This window comes from Alitibacter langaaensis DSM 22999 (assembly GCF_003096995.1).
GTDB classification, from domain to species: domain Bacteria; phylum Pseudomonadota; class Gammaproteobacteria; order Enterobacterales; family Pasteurellaceae; genus Exercitatus; species Exercitatus langaaensis.
Window position 1 is genome coordinate 21,989 of the sequence record NZ_QENU01000008.1, and the last position, 26,000, is coordinate 47,988.

Annotated in this window: 21 protein-coding genes and 1 tRNA gene; 9 read left to right on the forward strand and 13 right to left on the reverse strand. The window is 40.5% G+C overall.

Annotated features, from left to right (window positions below; all coding sequences use genetic code 11):
• Positions 1–219: 219 nt before the first annotated feature.
• Entirely contained in the window at positions 220–2,151 is a 1,932-nt protein-coding gene (thrS, locus tag C8D76_RS06425; protein WP_116631967.1) for a threonine--tRNA ligase, read from the reverse strand.
• A gap of 157 nt (positions 2,152–2,308) precedes the next feature.
• On the reverse strand, positions 2,309–2,959 hold the full coding sequence (grxB, locus tag C8D76_RS06430) for a glutaredoxin 2 (RefSeq protein ID WP_116631968.1): 651 nt from the start codon (positions 2,957–2,959) through the stop codon (positions 2,309–2,311).
• Positions 2,960–3,075: 116 nt separating this feature from the next.
• Here grxB and C8D76_RS06435 point away from each other — a divergent pair, with 116 nt between their 5' ends.
• Complete coding sequence (locus C8D76_RS06435) at positions 3,076–3,945, forward strand: fructosamine kinase family protein (RefSeq protein ID WP_116631969.1); 870 nt, start codon at positions 3,076–3,078, stop codon at positions 3,943–3,945.
• Between the two features lie 802 nt (positions 3,946–4,747).
• Here the strand turns inward: C8D76_RS06435 and C8D76_RS06440 are convergent.
• The 8 genes from C8D76_RS06440 to C8D76_RS06475 form a co-directional block, all read right to left on the reverse strand.
• Entirely contained in the window at positions 4,748–6,013 is a 1,266-nt protein-coding gene (locus tag C8D76_RS06440; protein ID WP_116631970.1) for an FtsX-like permease family protein, read from the reverse strand.
• 3 nt (positions 6,014–6,016) lie between these two features.
• The gene (locus tag C8D76_RS06445; protein ID WP_116631971.1) at positions 6,017–6,685 is read right to left on the reverse strand and encodes an ABC transporter ATP-binding protein; all 669 of its coding nucleotides are present in this window, start codon (positions 6,683–6,685) and stop codon (positions 6,017–6,019) included.
• Positions 6,686–6,699: 14 nt separating this feature from the next.
• A complete protein-coding gene (locus C8D76_RS06450) occupies positions 6,700–7,164 on the reverse strand; it encodes a hypothetical protein (RefSeq protein ID WP_243405826.1) in 465 nt (154 codons plus the stop codon).
• A gap of 2 nt (positions 7,165–7,166) precedes the next feature.
• Complete coding sequence (locus C8D76_RS06455; RefSeq protein ID WP_116631972.1) at positions 7,167–8,897, reverse strand: alkaline phosphatase; 1,731 nt, start codon at positions 8,895–8,897, stop codon at positions 7,167–7,169.
• 337 nt (positions 8,898–9,234) lie between these two features.
• Entirely contained in the window at positions 9,235–10,071 is an 837-nt protein-coding gene (locus C8D76_RS06460) for an OmpA family protein (protein WP_116631973.1), read from the reverse strand.
• 188 nt (positions 10,072–10,259) lie between these two features.
• Positions 10,260–11,318, reverse strand: a complete 1,059-nt coding sequence (sohB, locus tag C8D76_RS06465; protein ID WP_116631974.1) for a protease SohB — start codon at positions 11,316–11,318, stop codon at positions 10,260–10,262.
• A 74-nt stretch (positions 11,319–11,392) separates the two neighbouring features.
• A complete protein-coding gene (locus C8D76_RS06470) occupies positions 11,393–12,160 on the reverse strand; it encodes an ABC transporter permease (RefSeq protein WP_116631975.1) in 768 nt (255 codons plus the stop codon).
• Positions 12,157–13,083, reverse strand: a complete 927-nt coding sequence (locus tag C8D76_RS06475) for an ABC transporter ATP-binding protein (RefSeq protein WP_116632021.1) — start codon at positions 13,081–13,083, stop codon at positions 12,157–12,159. The genes C8D76_RS06470 and C8D76_RS06475 overlap by 4 nt, the downstream gene beginning before the upstream one ends.
• A gap of 177 nt (positions 13,084–13,260) precedes the next feature.
• On the opposite strand from C8D76_RS06475, the gene trpE reads away from it, so the two are divergent.
• The 8 genes from trpE (at position 13,261) to glnE (ending at position 23,494) form a co-directional block, all read left to right on the forward strand.
• Positions 13,261–14,808 (forward strand): anthranilate synthase component I, encoded by a 1,548-nt coding sequence (trpE, locus tag C8D76_RS06480; protein WP_116631976.1) that lies wholly within the window; start codon positions 13,261–13,263, stop codon positions 14,806–14,808.
• 3 nt (positions 14,809–14,811) lie between these two features.
• Positions 14,812–15,390 carry an aminodeoxychorismate/anthranilate synthase component II gene (locus C8D76_RS06485; RefSeq protein ID WP_116631977.1) on the forward strand — a complete coding sequence of 193 codons (579 nt, stop codon included), beginning with the start codon at positions 14,812–14,814 and terminating at the stop codon, positions 15,388–15,390.
• A 25-nt stretch (positions 15,391–15,415) separates the two neighbouring features.
• Entirely contained in the window at positions 15,416–15,802 is a 387-nt protein-coding gene (locus tag C8D76_RS06490) for a tautomerase family protein (protein ID WP_116631978.1), read from the forward strand.
• Positions 15,803–15,845: 43 nt separating this feature from the next.
• Entirely contained in the window at positions 15,846–16,847 is a 1,002-nt protein-coding gene (trpD, locus tag C8D76_RS06495; RefSeq protein ID WP_116631979.1) for an anthranilate phosphoribosyltransferase, read from the forward strand.
• 10 nt (positions 16,848–16,857) lie between these two features.
• Positions 16,858–18,267 carry a bifunctional indole-3-glycerol-phosphate synthase TrpC/phosphoribosylanthranilate isomerase TrpF gene (gene trpCF, locus C8D76_RS06500; RefSeq protein ID WP_116631980.1) on the forward strand — a complete coding sequence of 470 codons (1,410 nt, stop codon included), beginning with the start codon at positions 16,858–16,860 and terminating at the stop codon, positions 18,265–18,267.
• Between the two features lie 201 nt (positions 18,268–18,468).
• A complete protein-coding gene (trpB, locus tag C8D76_RS06505) occupies positions 18,469–19,665 on the forward strand; it encodes a tryptophan synthase subunit beta (protein WP_116631981.1) in 1,197 nt (398 codons plus the stop codon).
• The gene (gene trpA, locus C8D76_RS06510) at positions 19,665–20,471 is read left to right on the forward strand and encodes a tryptophan synthase subunit alpha (RefSeq protein ID WP_116631982.1); all 807 of its coding nucleotides are present in this window, start codon (positions 19,665–19,667) and stop codon (positions 20,469–20,471) included. The genes trpB and trpA overlap by 1 nt, the downstream gene beginning before the upstream one ends.
• A 107-nt stretch (positions 20,472–20,578) precedes the next feature.
• Complete coding sequence (glnE, locus tag C8D76_RS06515; protein ID WP_116631983.1) at positions 20,579–23,494, forward strand: bifunctional [glutamate--ammonia ligase]-adenylyl-L-tyrosine phosphorylase/[glutamate--ammonia-ligase] adenylyltransferase; 2,916 nt, start codon at positions 20,579–20,581, stop codon at positions 23,492–23,494.
• 50 nt (positions 23,495–23,544) lie between these two features.
• Here the strand turns inward: glnE and C8D76_RS06520 are convergent.
• The 3 genes from C8D76_RS06520 to folP form a co-directional block, all read right to left on the reverse strand.
• Positions 23,545–23,621: transfer RNA gene (locus C8D76_RS06520), tRNA-Val, on the reverse strand.
• Positions 23,622–23,738: 117 nt separating this feature from the next.
• Positions 23,739–25,073, reverse strand: coding sequence for a phosphoglucosamine mutase (glmM, locus tag C8D76_RS06525; RefSeq protein ID WP_116631984.1), 1,335 nt, complete (start codon positions 25,071–25,073; stop codon positions 23,739–23,741).
• Between the two features lie 90 nt (positions 25,074–25,163).
• Entirely contained in the window at positions 25,164–25,991 is an 828-nt protein-coding gene (gene folP / locus C8D76_RS06530) for a dihydropteroate synthase (protein ID WP_116632022.1), read from the reverse strand.
• Between the last annotated feature and the right edge of the window lie 9 nt (positions 25,992–26,000).

The following is a 26,000-nucleotide window of genomic DNA, read 5'->3' on the forward strand; positions in this document are numbered from 1 at the left end:
ATCCTCTGCTAAGCAGAAGATTAAAATTGATAATGCTCGTTAAATTAATTAGAGAGCAAACGTTTGAATTCTAAAAGATATTTACGCGTTATGCAAGTGGAAGTTATCATCTTTTCAACTTCTTACAATGAACGTTTTATCAATATAATTAATCGAATCACTTTAATTAATACTATAAAAAAGCGGCCAAATTTGACCGCACTTTTACAAATAATGAAATTACACTTCGCCTAATAATTTAAGCTCACGGGCTTTCACTTGATTTTTGAGAATTTCCACAAATTCTTCAATGGTGAATGTGCCTAAATCCGCACCTTTACGAGTACGCACGGAAACTTTGCCCGCTTCGATTTCTTTATCACCGCATACCAGCATATAAGGCACGCGACGCAAGGTGTGTTCGCGGACTTTAAAACCGACTTTTTCGTTGCGGAGATCAGATTTTGCACGAATACCAGCGTCAGATAATGCTTTTGTAACTTTTTGAACATAATCTGACTGACTATCCGTAATATTCATCACAACAGCCTGAGTCGGCGCCAACCAAGTTGGGAAGAATCCTGCATATTCTTCGGTGATGATACCGATAAAACGTTCGATAGAACCTAAAATTGCACGGTGAATCATCACAGGGGTACGGCGACCGTTATCTTCTGCCACATAAGAAGCGTCTAAACGACCTGGTAAGGCAAAGTCTAATTGGATTGTACCGCATTGCCATTCACGATCTAAACAGTCACGCAATGCAAATTCAATTTTCGGCCCGTAGAATGCGCCCTCGCCTTCTTGAATTTCATATTCTAAGCCATTTGCCACTAATGCTTTGGCTAAACCGTCTTCTGCACGATCCCACATTGCGTCTTCGCCGATACGATTTTCAGGGCGTGTTGAAAGTTTCACTTGAATATTATTGAAACCGAATGTGCTGTAAATGTCATAAACCATTTTGATACAGCAGGTTACTTCCGATTCAATTTGTTCTTCCGTACAGAAAATATGCGCGTCATCTTGGGTAAATCCACGAACACGCATCAAACCGTGCAATGAACCTGACGGCTCGTTGCGGTGGCATGAACCGAATTCTGCCATACGGATTGGTAAATCACGGTATGATTTTAAACCTTGGTTAAAGATTTGCACGTGTCCTGGGCAGTTCATCGGCTTAATCGCATATTCACGGTTTTCAGATTGGGTGGTGAACATTAAATCTGCATAGTTTTGCCAGTGCCCTGTGCGCTCCCAAAGTACGCGATCCATCATAAATGGACCTTTCACTTCTTGGTAATCATACTCTTTTAATTTGGTACGCACGAAGGTTTCAAGTTCACGGAAAATTGTCCAACCGTCATTATGCCAGAACACCATACCCGGCGCTTCTTCTTGCATATGATATAAATCAAGGGCTTTACCAATACGGCGGTGATCACGTTTGGCAGCTTCTTCTAAGCGAGTTAAATATTCAGTTAATTGTTTTTTGTCTGCCCAAGCTGTACCGTAAATACGTTGCAACATTTTGTTTTTGCTGTCGCCACGCCAATAGGCGCCAGCCACTTTTTGTAATTTAAAGTGATGGCAAAAACGCATATTTGGCACGTGCGGCCCACGGCACATATCAATATATTCTTGGTGATGATATAACGCAGGCGTTGCGCTACGTTCGATATTTTCATCTAAGATCGCCATTTTGTACGGCTCACCACGTTTTTCGAAGGTATCACGCGCTTCTTGCCAGCTTACAGGTTTCTTCACCACATCATAATTTGTTTTTGCAAGCTCAAGCATACGCTTTTCAATCGCGTCTAAATCTTCTTGGCTGAGCGAACGATCTAAATCCACATCATAATAGAAACCATTGTCGATGGTTGGCCCAATCGCCATTTTCACATCTGGGAAAAGTTGTTTGATTGCGTGCCCTAATAAATGCGCGCAAGAGTGACGAATAATCTCTAAACCGTCTTCATCTTTTGCGGTAATAATTTCAACTGAGCTATCTTCAGAAATAATGTCACAGGCATCACGGCGTTGTCCGTTTACACGTCCTGCAATCGTGGCTTTCGCTAAACCTGAACCGATAGATTGAGCCACTTCCATGACAGAAACGGGATTGTCGAATTGGCGTTGTGAGCCGTCTGGTAAAGTGATAATAGGCATTTTTATATCCTTACAGTGGTCACCCATACGAGAGGTGACTTGTTAAATGTGTTTGAAATGAAAATAAAAAAGTGCGCAAAAACGCACCGCACTTTTGTTTGACTCCTACCATGAATCAACAAAAGTGCGGTGGATTTTAGCATAATTTTATCGGAAATTAAATTGCGCGATCGAGATAAAGGGAAACTTGGGCTAATTCTGCCATTTTATGCAAATAGCGTTCCACATTGGCGGGATACACAATTCCTTTTACGCAAGTCAAATTACGCAGCATTGGGAATAACATAATATCTTCCAAAGAAAGCTGTGCGCCATTCGCTTTATCATCTGCATGAATCAGCTCAGAAAGTGCGGTCAAATCTGCGTTAATTTTAGCGATATATTGCAGACTATTAGCAAGATTTTCCGCAAAGTCGCCAATCAATGTGGTTTTCTTTTTAGTGAAATAATTGACCGCACTTTGGCTAGCAAATTCAGCCAGATCCAATTGAACAAAGCGCGGCGATAATAAATGATTATAATACTCTCCCACCTGTTTTATCCAAGCTTCAATTTCTGGGCGCACTTGTTCTGAAAGCACTGTTTCGCCAAAATTATCATCAATATATTTCACAATATCTAAACTTTCTGGCATTGCACTGCCATCTTCTTTCACTAAAATAGGCACCACTTTTTTGCCTACTAAGCCTATTGGCGTGGCTTCGTCGTCATTAGCCAGAATGATTAGCTCAACGGATAACTTTTTAAAACCGAAAATCATGCGAGCTCGCACACAATATGGGCAATGATCATAAACATATAATTTCATAGATAACTCCTTATAATGTCAGCATTTCATTGAAAATTTGAACTTCGTCACAGATTATTCACAAAAGATCCGCTAATATCAAGTTAATCTTAAATCACGCATATTAGGGGGCAATTATGTGGAAATCCGTTTCTCAAGTGCTAGCTGATCAATTTGGTGCCTATTACAACATCAAATCGAAAGACAAAGTGCATACTGGCGAAATGCATGAATCATGGGTGATTGATGATGGTTTGCAACCTGTGTTTGTGAAAACAAATGAAAAATCTTTCCGCTCAATGTTTCGCGCAGAAGCCGATCAGCTCGAATTGCTTGCAAAAACTAATACAGTAGCAGTGCCGCGTGTCTATGGCATTGGTTGTTCACAAAATCATAGTTTTTTATTATTAGAATATTTAGATTTGCAAGATAATGCGGCAGAAACCTTGGCTAAATTTGGTGAAACATTAGCCAAACTTCACCAAATACAAGGCCCTGAACGCTATGGATTAGATTTTGATACTTGGCTTGGACCAGTTTATCAACCAAACGAATGGCAAGAAAATTGGGCGACATTTTTTTCTGAGCAACGCATCGGCTGGCAGTTACAAATCTGTAAAGAAAAGGGCATTGAATTTGGCGACATTCAAGCCATAGTGGATAAAGTGGCGAATAAACTGGCTAAACATAAACCCCAACCATCACTACTCCACGGCAATCTCTGGATTGAAAACTGTGCGACAGCAAATGGCACAACAATCACTTATGATCCTGCCTGTTATTGGGGAGATCGTGAATGCGATTTAGCGTTCACTGAATTATTTGAGCCTTTCCCAGAAGAATTTTATACAAATTATGACCGCACTTTTCCCTTAGAAAAAGACTATATTGAACGCAAACCGCTCTATCAACTTTATTATTTATTAAATTTTAGCCATCGTTTCAAAGGGCATTATGTCGCACTCACACGAAAGCTTGTTCAGCTAATTTTAAATGATGAAATTTAGGCATTAAAAAAGGGTCTCATGATCTGCACCCCAAAAGTTGGACTAACTAACCAACTAATTAAGGTGCAGATTTTTTATAACCAAATACAACGAAATATTCAAACTTGATGCTATTCATTTTTACTTCAAACACCACCAATCAATAACTCAGACAAGCCAACATTTTCCTCTTCATAAATCCATTGTAAAAAATGGGTAGCATAATATCAGTAGAGACTTGAAGATAAATCCATAAGACGAAAAGCGATGAAATCGTCTAGCAAACACAGAGGAAAAAACAAAAGAACCACAAACAGAATTTGAATGCTTATGAGAACATCGTCTCTATTTAGAAGCGGAGAATGCTTACTTAAGAAAGCTCGCGGAGTAAGATAAAATAGAGAAAAGGCAAAAATCATTCGTGAGTTAAGGAAAGACTTTCTACTTGATAGGTTGCTTCATATCGTTCAAATGAAACGTAGCACATTTTACAATTGCTTAAGTCATTCGGCGAAACAGGATAAGGCATTAATTGAGAAAATGAAGGCGATTGCGACACAACATCCGATAATGTAGCGATGGAAAGTTTTGGGGCAATTAAGAGATGAATATTATCATAGTCAGCAGTTGAGAATATCACATAACTTGAACAAGCTCTGCATGATTATATTACTTATTATAATAATGAGCTAATCCAAATTAAAATTAAAAGGGCTGAGTCCTTTTGTATACGGAGTTCAGTCCTTAAACACTTAGATTAAACCATCTGAGTTTTGGAATTCAGGTCATTTAAAGTATTTTTTATAGAAAATGCATAAGGTGCTTAATCTCTTTCTTGTAATATTTTGACAGGAGATTGGGCATATAACATTAATGAAGGAATGAGGGCAAATATCACAGAGATAGACAATATTAAGAAAAGTTGTGAAACATCTTCCAAAGTAAAACTAACGGGTAAAGCGAAGCCACTTTTTAAGCTAATATGCTGTGAAATTAAAAGTGTAGCAATATAGCCTAATATAGCACCAAGTATGATTGAAAGTGTTATCAATAATAATAGACTCGACCAAACTAGCCATAAAATTTTGTGACGTGGTGCACCAAAAATTCTCCACGCGGCAATTTGTTTCTGCTGTTGCTTGAGATATAGAGTAATAATCATCATTAAAGCAATCCCGATCAATATTTGCATTACCACTGCAATCCAAGAAAGCACTTCTTTGCTGTCGCCTAATACACCATAGACTTTCACCAACACTTCCGCAGGGAATAACGCTTGTGTCTGAGAATTACGATATTCACTTCTTAATTGGTAAGCTGCTGAAAAACTTGTCGGTTTGACAATAATCGCTGATACACCTAATTCGGAATGTTCGTGCATCTCGGGGATCTGGTTAATGTGCGTTGGTTTAGTTTTGATAGGAAAAGGTGAGTGATGATGAAGCTCTGTATGTTCACCGCTTTGCTGCCCTTCTTGATGGTGTGCATGAACTTCCCATATTGTTTCGATAGGAACTAATATTGCGGTATCCCAAATACTGTGATCCTCTGGCAAAACTCCCACGACTTCATATTCAATATCACTATGGCTATGTGAGCCGCTTTCACCCACTTGTCCATGTATTGGTGAAAACTTATCTCCAATCTGGTAACCCGTTCTTGCCCCTACGGCGGCTTCAAAATCGCGTTCAAATAAACGCCCTTGTATCTCTTTTTCCCCTCCGTCAGTAACAAATACCTTACTTGTGCCAATGATCGGCATTCCTTTGGTAAAATCCCCTAAAGCTAAAGGCGCTACCCATTTTACTCGAGAATCTGCTTCAAGTGCGGTAAGGTTTTGAGTATCAATTAAAGGTAATGGAGAAGGTTGCAGGAATACAGTAGAAAGCACTAACTGCGTTTCGCTACCTAATCCTCCAATGACTAAATCAAAACGCTCAGCAGCTCTAGCACTGCCTTCACGAAATGCTCGTTCTTGTAAATTAACTGTGACACTTAATGCCACAGACAATCCCGTTAGCAACATAATCATTAATGTGCCAAATTTATTTTTACTCACATTGAGCCATAATAATTTGATATTGAACATTGCTTAATTCTCGTATTGAATCTGTCCGTTTTGTAAATAAATACGTCGTTGCATTTGCTGGGCTAAATGTTGATCGTGGGTAGATATAATCAAGGTACAACCTGCTTGTTCTACGAGTTCTTTTAAAAGTGCGGTAATCATTTCACTATTTTCCGCATCTAAACTGGCAGTTGGTTCATCTGCAATGATAATATTAGGATGAGTTAATAAGGCTCTCGCAATAGAGACCCGTTGCATTTCTCCACGAGAAAGTACTTCTGTTTTACTCTCTATTCGCTGAAAGTTCATTTGTTTTAATAATTCAACAGCCCGTTGTTTTACACCCCTGGGGCTCGTACCGTGGAGGAAATAATAAGGCAGCAGTACATTTTCTAATGCGGTTAACCCTTGAGTTAAATGAAAATCTTGCATCACTATACCGATATGTTCAAACCGCCATTGATCCCTTTTATTTGCTGATAATTGTGATAAATCTGTATTGTCCCATAATAATTGATTAGCAGAGAGATCAATTAATCCACTAATCGCATTCAATAAAGTGGTTTTTCCTGAACCTGAGGGACCAAGTATAGCGACTTGCTGAGCAGAGGGAATAAACAACTTGGGAATAGATAATATAGGCGTATAGAGCGTTGGAACGGTAATATGTAACTGATCAATAAATAAATTCATAATATTCTCCACAATTACAATGAGTTGAACGTTGCTTCTCTAAGCCTTAGCATGCTGACAAATCCCGTATCAGGATCTACAAACATTCCGTGTTCTAATATCCCTTTTACTTCAATAATGGTATTAAATTGAACAAAAGACTGACGTTTTTTTAGATATACCACTAAAATATCCTCTGGCCAATCTGCATCACTGGAACAAAAAGGGCAGATTGCCATTGGTGCTTTAGTTAAAACGAAAAACTGTGACTCTACTTTTAGTGGTGGAGCCATAAAACCTTGAATGGTAACTTCTTTACCTGATAATGCTTTCACCTTATCGCTAAATTCTAATCCTGTTACTGAATATTTTCCGTATAGTTGTTCAAAACTAAGCTGATTATTTGAGTATGCGGGAGAAGTGATGAGTAGCAAACAGCCTAGCAAAGCTAGGCTGCTAACTTGCAAAAGAGAAACTATTTTTGCAAAGTATGTTTTCATTATTATTTCACCGCAAGTGTATCAACAATGACTTTAAATAAATCGGAGTTTTCCATGTAGCCGTGAATTGCTTCAGCACCAGGTCCTTGTGCTTGAATGAGCATATCATCTACAGCGTGAACTCCTGTGTCTGCTGAGCGAGGTAAGTTACCTTCACGGAACATTGCACCTTCTACTGATTTATATTCTTCATTCGCAATATAGTCACCTTTCTCTGTTTTAATTGCTGGAACAAATTGACGCTCTAATTTAGGACGAAACGTCTCATAGTAATCAGGGAATGATGCGAAGAAAACCGCTAAACGTTTGCTGACATCCCATCTATCTGGGTAACCATCTTTATTTTCATCAGTATAGTTTGTCCAACCTGCATTTTGGTAGGTGCCTACTTTTTCACGCATATCTCCCTGTTTATCATCATCAACTGTACCGATAATAGAAATACCGTGAGTATGATCACCAGTTACAATAACCAATGTGTCTGGATGTGTTTTAGCAAATTCCTTGGCTATTTCAACAGATTGATCAAGCATAATAGTACTCGCGAAAGCTCGCTCCCAGTCTAATGGATGAGATGCTTTGTCAATTAATGCGGATTCTACCATTAAGAAGAAACCCTCTTTATTTTTTGATAATACATCAAGGGCAACTTTAGTCATTTCCGTTAAATCAGGTTGATCAGGAAATTTCTTCGTTGTGTCATTTTGTAAGAAACGACGATCTAATACTGAGTTAAGATTACCTGTGTGAAATAGCCCTAATAATTTTTGTGTTTTGGTACTATCTACGGCATTGAGTTCCGTTGCATTAGTGACTAACTGATATCCTGCATTTTGGAAAGCCTCAAGAAAATTCTTATCATCTTTACGCTTAGAACCCGGCGTGCTTTTTGGTAAAAAGTAAGCAGAACCACCGCCTAACATTACATCAGGACCAACGTTATATAACATCTCGGTAATTGCTGCTTTTTCTGCACGGCGGCGAGTATGAGCAACAACCGCTGCTGGTGTTGCATCTTGTAGTTCCGCATCAGAAACGATACCTACTGACATTTTTGTGCGGCGTTTTAGTAATTCTCCGATAGTTTCTTGTTTTGGGTGATTAAAATTATCTTCAGAACGGCTCGCATACACACCTAATGCATTGACTGCAGATTTATGACCTGCCATATAAGCACTCGCTGTATTTGCACTATCTGTTGCAATAGAATCGGTACTTGATGTACCAATCAATCCCATATAAGGTAAAGTATCCATGGCTAAACGCCCCGTCGCTTTCCCTTCATTAATGCCTTTAGAAAGCAGTCTTGCGCCTGTTCGATGAGCAACAGATAAACCATCACCAATAAATAGAATAACATTCTTAGCTTTACGCACATCAGGGGTAGCATATACACTCCAATTGACTTCAGTTTGTTTTCCATTGACTGTGACATCTACCTTATAATCGCCTGCTTGTGCAATACTGGTATCTCGTACCCATAGGGCAGATACATCCTTACCATCTTCTTTTTCAACAAATTCGACGTTATTACCAAGCAATTCTTTAAAATCTTTGCCATTAATTAAGATCTTTGCTTGCTCAGGTTTAATAACTTCATCAAATTCGACTTTAAAATCAAATTTACTCCCCTCCATCATTGTAGCTCGATCAATGGGATAAACAACATTTTGTGCCATACTACAAAGCGGTAATATCGCGCCTATCAATAATGCTAAACAGTTCTTTTTCATCGATTTGTTTCTCCTAAAATATGTGCTAATGCTAAAGTAACGAGAGATAGTATAGGCAGCAATTATGACACTTTAATGACAATGAATAGGAAGATGTAAGTGCGGTGGAAAGTTTTTGGCGATGATTAAAAGAGAAGGAGTATTATAAGCAGGCAGTTTGAGGATATCGCACAACTTGAACAGGTTCTGCATGATTAATTGCTTATTCGAATTCAAACTAAATTAAAAGGACTGGAGCCTGTTACATACAGAATTCAGTCCTTAAACACTTAGATTAAACTGTCCAACTTTTGGGCTTCAGATCATAAAGCCCTTTTATTATTATTTAACAAATTTATTATTTTTTATAAAGTGGCGTTGGACCTGTTGAACCGCCAATAGAGCTGTCAATTTGTTTAGTTCCTGAAGCACTAATTTCTACGCGACGATTTGGACGTAAACAATCACGCAATGCTTGACCTGTTTCCCCTGTACAAGCTACAACTTGGTTTGCTTTACCATAACCCACAGCAGAAATATCAGCTGTTACACCTTTTTGAATTAAACGCGTTTTTACAGCATCTGCACGTTGTTGTGATAATTTTAAGTTATAAGATTCAGAACCAAGACGGTCAGTATAACCCGCTACTTTAACTGATTTTGACTCAACTTTTTTCAATTGTTCTGCAACATTATCAACAACGCCTTGACCTTTTGCTGTTAATGTGGCTTGGTTAAAATCAAATAAGAAATCACCACTTAAGTTAAAACCAGCGTTACCATTACAACCATTTGGATACCAGAAGAAACTTTGTGCTTGCATATCTTTGTCAAATAACACTTTATATTGGCAAATTTTGTGTTCGCCATTTTCACGATAATTGAAGACATAATCAAATTCACGCACGCCGAATAAGCCTTCTTGGAACTGAGGGTTACCAATTAAATGACGAATTTGATCTTTACTCATCCCGCGTTCGATCATACGAACATTATCCCAGTTTGGCCATGTACCAAATTGTGTACCATCATGGTTAAATGTATTATCTTCCACTTTCGGCCATACTAAATTCTGAACTGCTTCTTCAGGTGTATTACCCGCCGGTGTTCCTTCATCGGTTACATGACTTAAGTTACCACATGCAGCTAAAGTAAATGCAGCGGCAGCAGTGAATACAAAGTTTGATAATTTCATTTTCTCTTACCTTTTAAATTAAAAATCGCTCAAATCAGCGTTAACGAGACAACATTCGCTTATCAAAGCAATGAAACTCTAATTTCATTAAGGCGGTATATTAATCGTAGCCGATTAAAAAGTAAATTTAAAACGGTCTTACTCGAGGCATATTTTTGTCAAATATTGTAAAGAGAGCAAAGGATTTTCTAAAAATAAGTTCTAGGGTTAAATTTTGTCCAATTTAAAACAATATTATCCGCACTTTCTTCTGCTTGTTTTCCCAATTTTTGTAGTATCGATTTTTTCTGTTTGTAATGCACGGCAAGCACAGATTTCTCTTTTATTGCTTGTAAAATCAAATCATCACTTGTCTCAATTTCATCCACTAATTTTAGATTTAAAGCCTGTTGCCCAAACCAATGCTCCCCAGTGGCAATTTGGTTCACGTCTAAGTGCGGTCGATTTTGCGCCACAAATTGTTTGAATAATTCGTGTGTTTCTTCTAATTCTTGCTGGAATTTTTGTTTCCCTTTTTCGGTATTTTCGCCTAAAACCGTCACCGTGCGTTTAAATTCCCCTGCCGTCATCACATCAACATCCACATCATGTTTTTTCAACAAACGATGAATATTCGGCACTTGAGCAACAACACCAACAGATCCAATAATCGCAAAGGGTGCTGATACAATTTTATCCGCAACACAAGCCATCATATAACCACCACTTGCCGCCACTTTATCAACAGCCACAGTCAATTTAATACCATGTTGTTTTAAACGCGCCAATTGTGAAGCGGCTAATCCATAACCATGTACGACACCACCAGGGCTTTCTAAGCGCAACAGCACTTCATCTTCGGGTTTTGCGACAGATAAAATGGTGCTAATTTCTTCGCGTAATGCCCCAGTTGCCGAGGCTTGAACATCGCCTTTAAAATCAAGCACATAAAGCGTTGGCTTAATTTCTTTTTCTAGCAGCTCACCACTTTTACGTTTCGCCATTTGTTCTTTCGCTTTGGCTTTTTCTGCTTTTTTCTCGGCTTTTTCCTGTGTTTTAAGTTCATCTTCGGTGAGATAGAAATCTCGCACTTTTTTGCTATTCTCTTCAAATTCTTTAGCTAAATCCGTCAGCTCTAATTCGCCATGAATAGCATTTTTCTTTTGTTTTAAGGCGATGATGGCAAAAATTATTGCGCCAATAATGAGTAAAATCGTCAAGATCTCTAAAATAAAAATCCCATATCCCACTAAAATTTCAGACCACATTGTCCTCTCCTTTTCTCTTTAAAACTCTTCAAAAATTTCTCAAAATTTGACCGCACTTTTTAGGCTGTATGCGATTAGCTACGCAATCCTATACCACGACTAATTAAATAATAGGAAAAGCTATACAAGCCTAAAATAAAAATTAGCAACACTGTGAAGGTGTAGCCTAAACTGACATCACTAATACCTAAAAAACCATAACGAAAACCGTTAATCATGTAGACGATTGGGTTGAGCTTAGACACAACCTGCCAGAATGGGGGCAATAAAGAAATGGAATAAAATACCCCACCAAGATAGGTTAATGGCGTTAATACAAAGGTAGGAATAATGCTAATATCATCAAATGAACGAGCAAAAACAGCGTTGATTAATCCTGCTAAAGCAAAGGTGGCGGTAGTAAGTAACAACGTCACAAAAATGACAAGCCAAGAATGAATATCAAAGGAAACAAACAAGAGCGAAACAATGGTAACTAACACCCCCACGCATAAACCGCGCGCCATTCCCCCTGCCATATAACCTAAAATAATCACATGCGGCGAAGTTGGTGAAATTAAGAGTTCTTCCACATTTCGCGCGAATTTTGTGCTGTAAAAAGAAGACGCCACATTTGTAAACGAATTGGTCAGTGACGACATCATGATCAACCCTGGCACAATAAATTGCATATAGCTAAAACCGCTCATTTCACCAATGCGGCTGCCAATTAATTGCCCGAAGATGACAAAATATAATGTCATTGTGATCACAGGGGGAACGAGAGTTTGCAGCCAAATGCGTGTAAAACGGCGAATTTCTTTGTGTAAAATGGTCGAAAATGCTACCCAAGATAATCTCATTTTGTTTCTCCCACTGGCTTGTTAAGCGACATACTCACAAATAATTCTTCTAAACGATTGGCTTTATTGCGCATACTCACCACTTGCACGCCTTGCGCGGTTAATTGAGTAAATAACGAATTTAGCCCAAGGGAACGATGAATTTCTACTTCAATAGAATTGTCATCAATTTTGCGTAACGGATAATCTTCAATTTGTGACAACGTCTCAGCATTTTTCACATCAAGAATAAAGGTTTCTGTTTCAAGCTTCGCAAGCAAATCTTTCATTGGCATATTCACCACTAATCTCCCCTGCTGAATAATGCCAATATGACGGCACAACATCTCTGCTTCTTCAAGGTAATGGGTGGTTAAAATAATGGTTGTGCCTTGCGCATTGAGTTCTTGCAAGAAAATCCACATAGAACGGCGCAATTCAATATCTACCCCAGCGGTGGGTTCGTCTAAAATCAATAACTTAGGGTTATGCATTAAGGCGCGCGCAATCATTAAACGGCGTTTCATTCCGCCAGATAAGCGCATTGCTTGTTGATCTCGTTTTTCCCATAAATCCAATTTTTTTAGCCATTTTTCTGCACTAACTAGGGCTTCTTTATGGGGAATACCGTAATAGCCCGCTTGGTTTGTCAGAATGTCTTGTACTTTTTCAAATTGGTTAAAATTAAATTCTTGTGGCACCAAACCAATGTGTTGCTTTAATGCCGACTGATTTTGATCCAAATCATAACCAAACACTTTCACCGAACCGCTGGTTTTATTCACCAACGAACTGATAATGCCAATGGTTGTGGATTTACCTGCGCCATTATGTCCGAGCAAGGCATAAAAATCCCCCTCTTCGACAACTAAATCAATGCCATGCAACGCTTGCACACCATTTTTATAAGATTTTGTTAATTTAGAAATTTCTAATGCTTTCATTTCATATTCACTTGCAAAAATAGGCACGAATCATACTCTTTTTTCTAAAATCATGCAAAAACTGACCGCACTTTCTCTTGACCGATGATGATAATCGAAAAATTTTTATTTCTTTACTTGACAAAAATTTAATGCACTAGTTTAATAGTGCAAAATATTCAAGATTAAGGATTTACTATGTTTCAACCTTATATTCAAGTTTTTCAACGTGATGTGCGCTATCAAAGTGATTTAAGCGCTGTATTTACCACGCTCTGCCCTGCGACATCAAATAGCCTTTTGTTGGAAAGTGCTGAAATCTCCAGTAAAAACAGTTTAAAAAGTCTGCTTATTGTTAATGCCGCAGTGAAAATTACTTGTACAAGTCAATTCGTCACATTTTTAGCATTAACGAATAATGGCAAAGCGGTTTTATCTCATTTAGAAGAAAAGTTACAGGGTTTAGCAACCTTAACAAAATTAAATGATACAACCTTGCAAGCGCAATTTTCTCAGCTTGACCAAAACCTTGATGAAGACAGTAAATTGCAAGCCGCAACGATTTTTGAAGGTTTGCGCCAAGTGAATAATCTTTATGCTCACAGCCAAACACCGATTTTCTTAGGCGGATTATTTGCCTATGATTTGGTCGCCAATTTTATTCCGATGAAAGACATTGCGTTGCAAGATGACGGACTCAGCTGCCCCGATTATGTGTTCTACCTAGCAGAAAATTTGCTGCGTTTAGATCACCCTACCCAACAGGCAACGCTACAAACCTTCTGTTTTACGAGCCAAGAAAAGCAAAATTTGCAACAAAGTGCGGTCAAAATTGAGCAAGATTTACAAAATCTCAAGCCTTTACCCGCTATTGTGCCTGCCAGCACGGAAGTGGTGCCAAATCACGATGATGATAAATTTAAACAAATTATCACCGCACTTAAACAGCATATTTATATAGGCGATGTGTTCCAAATTGTGCCGTCACGCCGTTTTAGCATACCTTGCCCGAATACGCTGGCAACTTATCGTCAACTAAAAGTGAATAACCCAAGTCCCTATATGTTTTATATGCAAGATGACGAATTTACCCTGTTTGGCGCGTCTCCTGAAAGTGCATTGAAATATAGTGCGGATAGCCGTCAGCTAGAAATTTATCCGATCGCCGGCTCGCGCCCTCGTGGTTTTGATGCCAATGGCAATATTGATCCTGAGCTGGACGCGCGTTTAGAACTCGAAATGCGTCTTGACCACAAAGAATTGGCGGAACATTTAATGTTAGTGGATCTCGCGCGCAATGACATCGCACGCGTTTGTGAAAGTGGCACGCGCCAAGTAAAAGATTTAATGCAAGTGGATCGCTATTCTCATATTATGCATTTGGTTTCTCGTGTAGTGGGCAAACTGCGCACAGAACTTGACGCGCTACACGCCTACCAAGCCTGTATGAATATGGGAACACTGACTGGCGCGCCAAAAATCAAGGCGATGCAGCTTATTTATCAATTTGAAAAACAAAAACGACATAGTTATGGCGGCGCGGTAGGCTATCTCTCTTCAGACGGCAATTTTGATACCTGTATCGTCATTCGCTCTGCCTTTGTGCAAAATGGTATCGCTTATGTTCAAGCGGGCTGCGGTGAAGTGTTAGATTCCGATCCGCAAATGGAAGCGGATGAAACACGACACAAAGCCCGCGCTGTCTTAAACGCCATTATGCAAATCAATCGTTCAAATAAGGAGTAAAAAATGGCAACCATCATCTTTTTAGACAATTTTGACTCCTTTACCTACAATTTAGTCGATCAATTTCGCACGCTTGGGCATTCGGTGAAAATTTATCGCAATGATTGTGATCTCGATTTTTTAGCGAAATGCTGTCGCCAGCCTAATCATATTCTCGCCCTTTCACCCGGTCCAGGCACCCCTGCGCAAGCAGGAAATATGTTAGCCTTGATTGAACGTGTGAAAAATGAAGTACCCATTATTGGCATTTGTTTAGGCCATCAAGCGCTGATTGAGAGCTTTGGGGGCAAGGTGGTTCATGCGGGGGAAGTTTTGCATGGCAAGGTTTCTAAAATCACTCATGATGAACAAGCTATGTTCCAAGGCTTGCAAAACCCGATGCCAGTTGCACGCTATCATTCGTTAATGGGGCAAAATTTACCAGATGAATTAATCGCCAACGCGCATTACAACAATATCATTATGGCGATTCGCCACGAAACCTTGCCCATTTGTGGCTTTCAATTTCACCCAGAAAGCATTTTAACGGTGCAAGGCTCTAAATTATTAGAAAATTCCATTAATTGGTTATTAAAAAGATAAGCAAACACAGGATAGGAAGAAATAAATGATCATCGTTTATGGGCTCAAACAGCCTTTAATATCTCGCAAAGCTGCCATTATGCAAGCAATTTTTGATTGTTTGCATTTACAGCTAGGCATTCCCGCAAGAAAACATGCTTTGCGCTTTATTGGGCTAGAGCCTGAAGATTTTTACTATCCCGAAGGGCGCAGTGAAAATTTCACCGTGATTGAAATTAATTTAATGCAAGGGCGGACAGAAGAAACCAAAAAACGGCTAATAAAAACGCTGTTTTGTGAACTAGAACAACGAATTGGGCTTTCCCCTATTGATGTGGAAATTACCATCAAGGAACAACCTTCTCATTGCTGGGGATTTCGTGGAATGACGGGCGATGAAGCCAATGATTTAGCCTACGATATTCATCGTTAATCGCACAAAAGTTAATCGCACCAAATAAGAAAAGGACAATAATATGCAAACTGAACACATTCTTTCATCACTTTTTGAGGGGCAATCCCTCACTCAAGAGCAATCTAGCCATTTATTCCACGCCATTGTTAATGGAAAATTATCCAATGAACAATTAGCGGCGGCACTGATCGCATTAAAACTAAAAGGGGAAACCATTGAAGAAATTACAGGCGCGGTGACCGCACTTTTAAACGCCGCAGAACCTTTCCCTGCTCCTGATTATGCCTTTGCAGATATTGTAGGAACAGGTGGTGATGGCGCTAACACAATCAATATTTCTACCGTTTCAGCCATTGTCGGTGCGAGCCTTGGCTTAAAAATTGCTAAACACGGAAACCGCAGCGTATCCAGTAAAACTGGGGCAAGCGATTTATTAACGTGCTTGAATGTGAACATTAATATGTCAGCAGAAAGCGCACGCAAAGCCTTAGATGAGATTGGGCTCGCCTTTATCTTTGCACAAAAATATCACACGGGCTTTAAATATGCGGCACCTGTGCGCCAAGCGTTAAAAACACGAACCATTTTTAATATTTTAGGCCCATTGATTAACCCAGCGAACCCGAAACGCCAATTATTGGGGGTGTATCGTCCAGAATTATTAAAACCTTATGCCGAAACCAATGCCAATCTGCAACACGAGCATAGCATTGTTGTGCATGGTTGTGGGCTTGATGAAGTCGCCATTCACGGCGAAACAAAAGTGGCAGAATTACGCGATGGCAAAATTGAATATTACAGCCTGACCCCAAAAGATTTCGGCTTTGAGGCTAAACCGCTAGAAAGCCTACGTGGTGGCGAGCCTCAAGAAAATGCTAAAATTTTGACCGCACTTTTGCAAGGCAAAGGCAAAGCGGAACATAACCAAGCGGTTGCGATGAATACCGCGCTGCTCATGAAATTATTTGGTTATGAAGATCTGAAACAAAATGCACAACAAGTATTAGAGCAACTTGCCTCGGGCAAAGCCTTTGCGACTTTAGAACAACTAACCACATATTAATGATAAAAATATGAATAATTTAAAAGACAAACCGACTATCTTGCAAAAAATTGTGCTCGATAAAATTGAGTGGGTGAAAGCCCAATCACAGGCTTTTCCTTTAAGCGAATTTAAGCAAAATATCACAAAATCTGACCGCAGTTTTTATGATGCCTTGGCGAAAGGCACGCACCAACGCCCTGCGTTTATTTTGGAATGTAAAAAAGCTTCGCCGTCAAAAGGGCTCATTCGTGAACAATTCGATCCGAAGTCCATCGCGCAAATCTATAAACATTATGCGACAGCCGTTTCGGTGCTGACTGATGAAAAATATTTCCAAGGGGATTTTGCCTATATTAAACAAGTGCGTGACATTGTCACCTGCCCTGTGCTTTGCAAAGATTTTATGATCAGTGAATATCAGGTGTATTTGGCACGCTATCATCAAGCAGATGCGATTTTATTAATGCTTTCTGTGTTAGATGATGAAACTTATCAAAATTTGTCCGCACTTGCGCACGAATTGGAAATGGGCGTGCTCACGGAAACCTCAAATCAGCAAGAACTTGAACGCGCTATTGCCTTAGAGGCGAAAGTTATCGGTATCAATAATCGCAATTTGCATGATTTAACGGTCGATCTTGGCCAAACCCCACCATTGGCACAACAAATCCCCGCTGATCGCATTATTGTTAGTGAATCAGGTATTTATTCTCATCAAGAAGTACAACAATTAAAAAGCCATGTGCATGCCTTTTTAATCGGGTCAAGTTTGATGGGAAGTGAGGATTTAAACAATGCCGTGCGTGCGGTGATTTTTGGGGAAAACAAAGTCTGCGGTTTAACACGTCCACAAGATGTGCAAGCGGTATATGACAATGGTGCGCTTTATGGCGGATTAATTTTCGTTGAAAAATCAAAACGTTGTGTTTCTTTACGCCAAGCGCAAGAGCTAGTAACCACAGCCCCATTGCGCTTTGTCGGCGTTTTTCAAAATCAGGACATTGATTTTATTGTGAAAATCGCCAGTCAATTAAATCTTTACGCAGTGCAATTACATGGCGCAGAAACGGCTGAATTTATCAGCGCACTTCGTGCCAAACTACCACCGCCAATTCAGATTTGGAAAGCCATTTCTGTGGATGTCAACACAGAAAGTGCGGTGGAAATTCCGCAATTTTCTGCCGTAAATCGCTATGTGTTAGATAGCAAAATAGGTAACCAGCAAGGGGGAACAGGGAAAACCTTTGATTGGTCAAAAATCCCAACTGAACTCAAAAGCCAAATTTTGCTCGCAGGTGGCATCAGCCCAGACAACGTGCAACAGGCATTGCAACAACATTGTCGTGGCTTAGATCTCAACTCTGGCGTGGAATCTGCCGCAGGTATAAAGGATCAGCAAAAAATTGCCGCCACCTTTAAACAAATCATTGATTTTTAAACCAAAAGTGCGGTGAATTTGACCGCACTTTTTGCTTTTTCTTATGCATTCTCTCATTCACATCGTTTACACATTCTTTCCTTTAAATTTCGCCAACTCCTACTCTTTCAACATTTTTAAATGTTTAGTTAAAAAATCACTTTACATTTATGTACTAGTTTAATAGTATAATTCACATAAATATCATATTGAGGAAATACTATGACGAATACAATTTTAAACCCTTATTTTGGGGAATTTGGCGGGATGTATGTCCCCGAAATTCTGATTCCTGTATTAAAACAGTTAGAACAAGCCTTTGTGGAAGCCAAAGAAGATCCTGAATTTCAAGCCGAATTTTTAGATTTACTCAAAAACTACGCAGGCCGCCCAACCGCACTTACGCTGTGTCGCAATCTCACCCGAGGCACAAAAACCAAGCTTTATTTAAAACGTGAAGATTTATTGCACGGTGGCGCACATAAAACGAACCAAGTTTTAGGGCAAATTTTGCTAGCAAAACGTATGGGAAAATCGCGTATTATTGCGGAAACAGGTGCAGGGCAACATGGTGTCGCCACGGCGCTTGCTTGTGCAATGTTAGGTATGCCTTGTCGTATTTATATGGGGGCAAAAGATGTAGAACGCCAATCACCTAATGTTTTCCGAATGCGTTTAATGGGCGCGGAAGTTGTTCCCGTAAAAAAAGGCTCTTGCTCATTAAAAGATGCCTGCTGTGAGGCGATGCGTGACTGGGCAGCAAATTATGATAATACCCATTATTTAATCGGCACCGCAGCAGGCCCGCATCCATTCCCAACCATTGTGTGCGAATTCCAAAAAATGATCGGTGAAGAAACCAAACGCCAAATTTTAGAGCGAGAAGGTCGTTTACCCGATGCGGTGATTGCCTGTGTTGGCGGTGGTTCAAATGCGATTGGGATGTTTGCAGATTTTATTGAGGAACAATCCGTCCGCCTAATTGGTATTGAACCTGCGGGCAAAGGCATCGAAACAGGCGAGCATGGCGCGCCGCTTGGTCATGGCAAAGCTGGTATTTACTTTGGTATGAAATCGCCTATTATGCAAACAGAAGATGGGCAAATTGAAGAATCTTATAGTATTTCTGCGGGCTTAGATTTTCCTTCTGTGGGGCCACAACATGCCTATTTAAACGCAATAGGTCGTGCGGAATATCCTAGCATTACTGATGATGAAGCGCTTAATGCGTTTAAAGAGTTGGCGCAGCACGAAGGCATTATTCCTGCGCTTGAAAGTTCTCACGCGCTTGCGCACGCTTTAAAAATGGCGAAACAAAATCCCGAAAAAGAACAATTATTGGTGGTGAATTTATCTGGTCGTGGTGATAAAGATATTTTCACGGTAGATAAAATTTTCACTGAAAGAGGTATGCTCTAATGGCTCGTTTTGAAACAGTATTTGCTCAATTAGCAGCAAAAAAACAAGGGGCTTTTGTGCCATTCGTGACATTATGCGATCCCGATCTTGAACGTTCATTTGACATCATTTGTACTTTGGTCGATAACGGTGCAGACGCTTTGGAATTAGGTTTTCCCTTTTCTGATCCGCTATTAGACGGCCCTGTTATCCAAGCAGCCAATAATCGTGCCTTGCAAGCCCGTTGCAGCATCGCTGAAAGCTTTAAATTATTGGAAAAAGTGCGGTCAAAATATCCAGAAATTCCTATCAGCCTGCTGCTTTGCGCTAATTTGATTTATGCGCAAACATTAGATGGATTTTATCAGCGTTGTGCGGAAGTGGGCGTGGATGCCGTGTTAGTCGCCGACATTCCCCTATTGGCTTGCGAACCTTATGTTCAAGCAGCGAAAAAATACGGCATTCAGCCCGTCTTTATTTGCCCGCCGAATGCGGATGAAAGCACAATTCAAGGCGTGGCTGAACACTCTGAAGGTTATACCTATTTAGTTTCACGCGCGGGTGTCACCAGCGCTGAAAATCAAAGTCATGCCGCTAACTTGGATAATTTGGTGGAACGCCTTAAAGCGCACAATGCGCCGCCAATTCTGCAAGGTTTTGGTATCGCGCAGCCTCAACAGGTGAAAGATGCCTTAAATATGGGCGTTGCGGGGGCGATTTCGGGTTCGGCAACCGTAAAAATTATTGAGGCTAATCTTGATAATCATGCAAAATGTCTTGATGAATTAGCCGCATTTGTGAAAACGATGAAAGCAGCAACTTTATAATTCATCATAAAATCATAAAAACGGCAAAAGTGCGGTCGAATTTCACCGCACTTTTTTGTATCATAAGCGCATCATCTCCCGCCGCTCAATACGATAAAGGACGAAAAATGCCACTTCCTACCGCGCAATTTGAAGATACGCTGAATCAGCTTGCCAATCTGCTCTGTGAGCAATTTCCTGAACAATTTTCAGCAGGCTTTCAAACTGCCAATCCAAATTCATCTGCGATTTTGCAAAGTATCGCTATGTCGGACTTTGTCACCGATGTTTTTAGAAAACAACCGCACTTTTTGGCGGAATGTTGGCTTAATTTACCGAATATTACTGATTGCGAAAATTATAGTACAAAACTTGGCTCGCTACTTTATCATGTTGAAAATGAAGAACTGCTCAATCAAGCTTTACGCCAATTTCGCAATCGTGAAATCGCCAAATTAAGCATTTGTCAAAGTTTAAATTTGGGAACCGTTGAAGAAATTTTTATTCGTTTATCTCAGCTCGCGGAAAGTTTAATTATTGCTGCCCGTGATTGGCTCTATCAACAAGCCTGCCAAGAAATGGGCACACCTGTCGATGAAAATGGCACACCACAGCAACTGTATATTTTAGGCATGGGAAAATTAGGGGGCTTTGAACTCAATTTTTCATCAGATATTGATCTCATTTTTACCTATCCGCATAATGGCGAAACCGTGGGCGCACGGCGCTGTGTCAATAATCAAAAATTCTTCACTCGCCTTGGTCAACGTTTAATCAATGCCCTAGACCAATTCACCTCTGACGGGTTTGTATATCGCACAGATATGCGTTTGCGCCCATTTGGTGATAATGGCGCACTGGCATTGAGTTTTGCGGCAATGGAAACCTATTATCAAGAGCAAGGGCGAGATTGGGAACGCTATGCGATGATCAAAGGGCGCATTCTCGGCGCGCAATCCGATGATCCTCACGTAAAAACGCTGCATCAAATGCTCCGCCCTTTTGTTTATCGCCGTTATATTGATTTCAGTGTGATTCAATCATTGCGTGATATGAAAGGAAAAATTGAGCGTGAGGTTCGCCGCCGCGGATTAGTGGATAACATCAAATTAGGTGCAGGCGGTATTCGTGAAGTGGAATTTATTGTGCAGGTATTCCAGCTGATTCGTGGTGGACGAGAAGCTAAATTACAGCAGCACGAATTATTAAAGTTACTCCCCGAAATTGCGCATTTGCAGTTAATCAGCGCAGAACAGCGGCAAGATCTACAAAATGCCTATTTATTTTTGCGCCGCACAGAAAATGTGCTGCAAGCGATTAATGATAAACAAACCCAGCTTTTACCCACGGATGAACTCGATCGCCAGCGTTTGGTTTCTGCTATGGCAACATTTACGCAATGGGACGAAAATCATCAGCCCGTTACGATCCATTACAATATTGCCAACTGGGATGAGTTTTATGCGATGCTACAAATGCATCAGCAAAAAGTGCGGTCAGTTTTCAACGCATTAATTGGCGATGATAATGAAACGGAAGAAAATCATGAAGACAGTGAATGGGCTGATTTTTTGGATTCTGATTTCAATCATGAAGATTTACTCTTCGCAATCAGTAAAATGGGCGTAAGCGATGAAGAACTCGATGACATTGATCACCTGTTATCACAATTCCGCAATACACTTGCTAATCGCTCTATTGGTGCGCGTGGGCGTGATGTGCTTGCGCAATTAATGCCGAATTTATTTGCAAAAATTTTTGCGCACGCACAATATCGTCAGCTTTTGCCACGCATGCTAAACATCATTGAAAAAATTGTGTCGCGCACTACCTATTTAGAGCTGTTATTCGAAAATCCCCAAGTGCTTAGCCTATTAATGGAACTCTGCGCGCAATCGCAGATGATCGCAGAACAAGTGGCGCAGCACCCTATTTTGCTTGATGAACTCATATACAGCAAACCGCTGTTCAATCCGCCGCCATTTACCCAATATGCGGATGAACTGCAACAATATCTGTTGCGTTTGCCCGATGACGATGAAGAGCAATATATCAACGCACTGCGCCAATTTAAACAAACGATCTTGCTCCGTGTTGCGGCAGCCGATATTCTTGGCGCTCTCCCCGTGATGAAAGTCAGCGATCACCTCACTTATCTTGCTGAAGCCATGATTAATGCAGTGGTTAATTTAGCTTGGCAACAAGTTACCGCGCGTTTTGGCGTCCCCGAACATCTGCAAGCCAATGAAAAAGGTTTTTTGGTGATCAGTTATGGGAAATTAGGCGGCATTGAATTGGGCTATAAATCTGATTTAGATTTAGTTTGCTTATATGAAGCAGCAGATAGTTGGACGGTGGGCGGAAAAAAACAAATTGATACCCATCAATTTTATCTGCGCCTTACGCAGAAAATCATCAGTATTTTCAGCATGAATACCAGCGCGGGTATTCTCTATGAAGTGGATATGCGTTTACGCCCTTCTGGGGAAGCAGGCATATTATGCAGCTCAATCCAAGCATTTGAGCAATATCAACTTAACGAAGCTTGGACATGGGAAAAACAAGCGCTAGTGCGCAGCCGTGCGGTGTATGGCTCTGCGCGTCTGCGCCAAAGCTATGAACAATTACGCCAAGGAATCCTAGCAACCCCACGAGATTTAAAACAATTAAAAACTGATGTGCGTGAAATGCGTGAGAAAATGTATCAACATCTGGCAAATCCACATAGCGAAAAATTCGACATCAAAACTGATCACGGCGGCATTACCGATATTGAATTTATCGCCCAATATCTAGTGCTTGCCAACGCACCACAAAATCCTGATCTCGCCTATTGGTCTGATAACGTGCGAATTTTTGATGTTATGGCGAGCAATAATGTGATTGAATATGACACCGCAGAACGTTTAAAAGCCTGTTATACCAGCCTACGCAACCACATTCATCATCTAAACCTATTAGGGCTACCTTCAATTGTAGAAGCTGAAGAATTTGCAGAAGTGCGGTCATTTATTGACGAAATTTGGCGACAATTTTTAGTATAAGAAATCTTAAAATAGCAAAAAGCCAGACTGTATAGTCTGGCTTTCTAATATGGTGCGACTAGCTGGACTCGAACCAGTGACCCCCACCATGTCAAGGTGGTGCTCTAACCAACTGAGCTATAGTCGCATAATGAATTTTTTATTTACGCTGATGCGTGTAAAGTGCGGTCAATTATAGCGAGTTTTTATTTCAAAACAAGAGAAAATTTGACCACACTTTGCTAACTGATACAAATTTGAACGATTAGTTTGCTTTTACTGCGTTAGCAATTTCTTCAGCACATTGTTGCGCTAAGGCACCATCTTCACATTCCACCATCACACGAATTAACGGCTCTGTGCCTGATTTGCGTAATAAAATGCGTCCTTTGCCTGCTAAACGTTTTTCTACTTCAGCGGCAACTGATTTCACACTCTCGCTTTCTAATGGATTTGTCCCGCCAGCGAAACGCACATTAATTAACACTTGTGGGAATAACTGCACCGCCGTGGCTAATTCATGCAAGCTAAGTTTATGCTGAACCATTGCGGTTAATACAGCTAATGATGCAATAATGCCATCGCCCGTGGTATTTTTGTCTGCAATGATAATATGCCCTGAGTTTTCGCCACCGAATTTCCAGTTATTTTCTTGCATTTTCTCTAAGACATAGCGGTCGCCCACATTGGCACGCAAGAATGGAATGCCAAGCTGTTTTAGGGCAATTTCTAGGCTCATATTGCTCATTAATGTTCCCACAACACCGCCTTTTAAATTGCCTGAACGCAATGCTTCGCGTGCAATGATATACAGAATTTGGTCGCCATCAATTTTATTACCCAAGTGATCAACCATCATAATGCGGTCGCCATCACCGTCATAAGCCAAACCCACATCTGCTTTGACTTCTAAGACTTTTGCTTGCAAGGCTTTAATATCTGTTGCACCACATTTTTCATTGATATTTAAACCGTCTGGTTCTGTACCAATTTCAATGACTTCCGCACCTAACTCGCGCATCACACTAGGGGCAATATGGTATGTTGCCCCATGAGCGCAATCCACCACAATTTTGTATCCGTCTAAACTTAAATGCGTTGGGAAAGTGCTTTTACAAAATTCAATATAACGCCCTGCCGCGTCATTAATACGGCTCGCTTTACCTAATGCTGCGGATTCCACGCAATCCATAGGCTGCTCAAGCATCGCTTCAATGGCTTCTTCGACTTCATCAGGTAATTTTGTGCCTTCTGCTGAAAAGAATTTGATGCCATTGTCATAATAAGGGTTATGAGAAGCTGAAATCACAACGCCCGCTTCGGCACGAAATGCACGGGTTAAATAAGCCACCGCAGGTGTCGGCATTGGTCCAACAAATGCCGCCGATAAACCCGCTGCGGCGAGCCCTGCTTCTAACGCAGATTCCAGCATGTAGCCCGAAATACGCGTATCTTTACCAATTAATACTTTTTTTGAACCTTGTGTCGCCAACACTTTGCCAGCCGCCCAACCTAATTTAAGGGCAAACTCGGGGGTAATCGGAAATTCACCGACTTTTCCACGCACACCATCAGTACCAAAATATTTACGTTCAGCCATTTTTTTATCCTTAATTTATTGCGTGAACAGATTTGTTCACGCTTTCTAACTAATTGTTCGTTTAACAGGCAAACAGATTTGCCAAATTAATTAAGCGTTTAACATCGCTTGCCAAATTTTCAATGCATCGGCGGTTTCTGCCACATCGTGCACACGCAAAATAGTGGCACCATTCATTGCGGCAAGTAATGCCCCTGTGGCACTGCCCACCATTCGTTGTTCTACGGGTTTATCCAATACGGCACCAATCATTGATTTGCGTGAAAGCCCCGCCAACACAGGATAGCCTTCCACGGCAAAACGCGCGGTTTGTTGCAATAATTTATAGTTATGTTGCACCGTTTTGCCAAAGCCAAAACCCACATCCCAAATGATATTATCACGCGCCATTCCCGCTTGCAGGCAAAGTGCGGTGCGTTTTTGTAAAAATTCGAGCACATCATTCACCACATCATCATATTGCGGATTGGCTTGCATCGTTCTCGGTTGCCCTTGCATATGCATAATACAAGTTGGAAGTGCTAATTTTACGGCGGTTTCTAAGGCATTCGGTTCTTGCAAAGCACGAATATCATTAATGATATCCATACCCACCTTAGCGCTTTCTTCCATCACCGCGGCTTTTGACGTATCCACCGAAATCCAGCAATCAAAACGTTGATTCACCGCCTCCACCAACGGCACTACTCGCTCAAGCTCTTCTTGTTCGCTCACTTCATCTGCCATTGGGCGTGTGGACTCGCCACCAATATCAATAATTGTTGCACCTTCACGCAGCATTTTTTCAACGTGAAATAAGGCAGCATCTAAATTAAAAAATTGACCACTGTCAGAAAATGAATCGGGGGTAAAGTTTAAAATCCCCATAATTTGTGGCTGCGACAAATCTAGCACTTTGTTATTTGCACGAAGTTTCACTGATTTCAT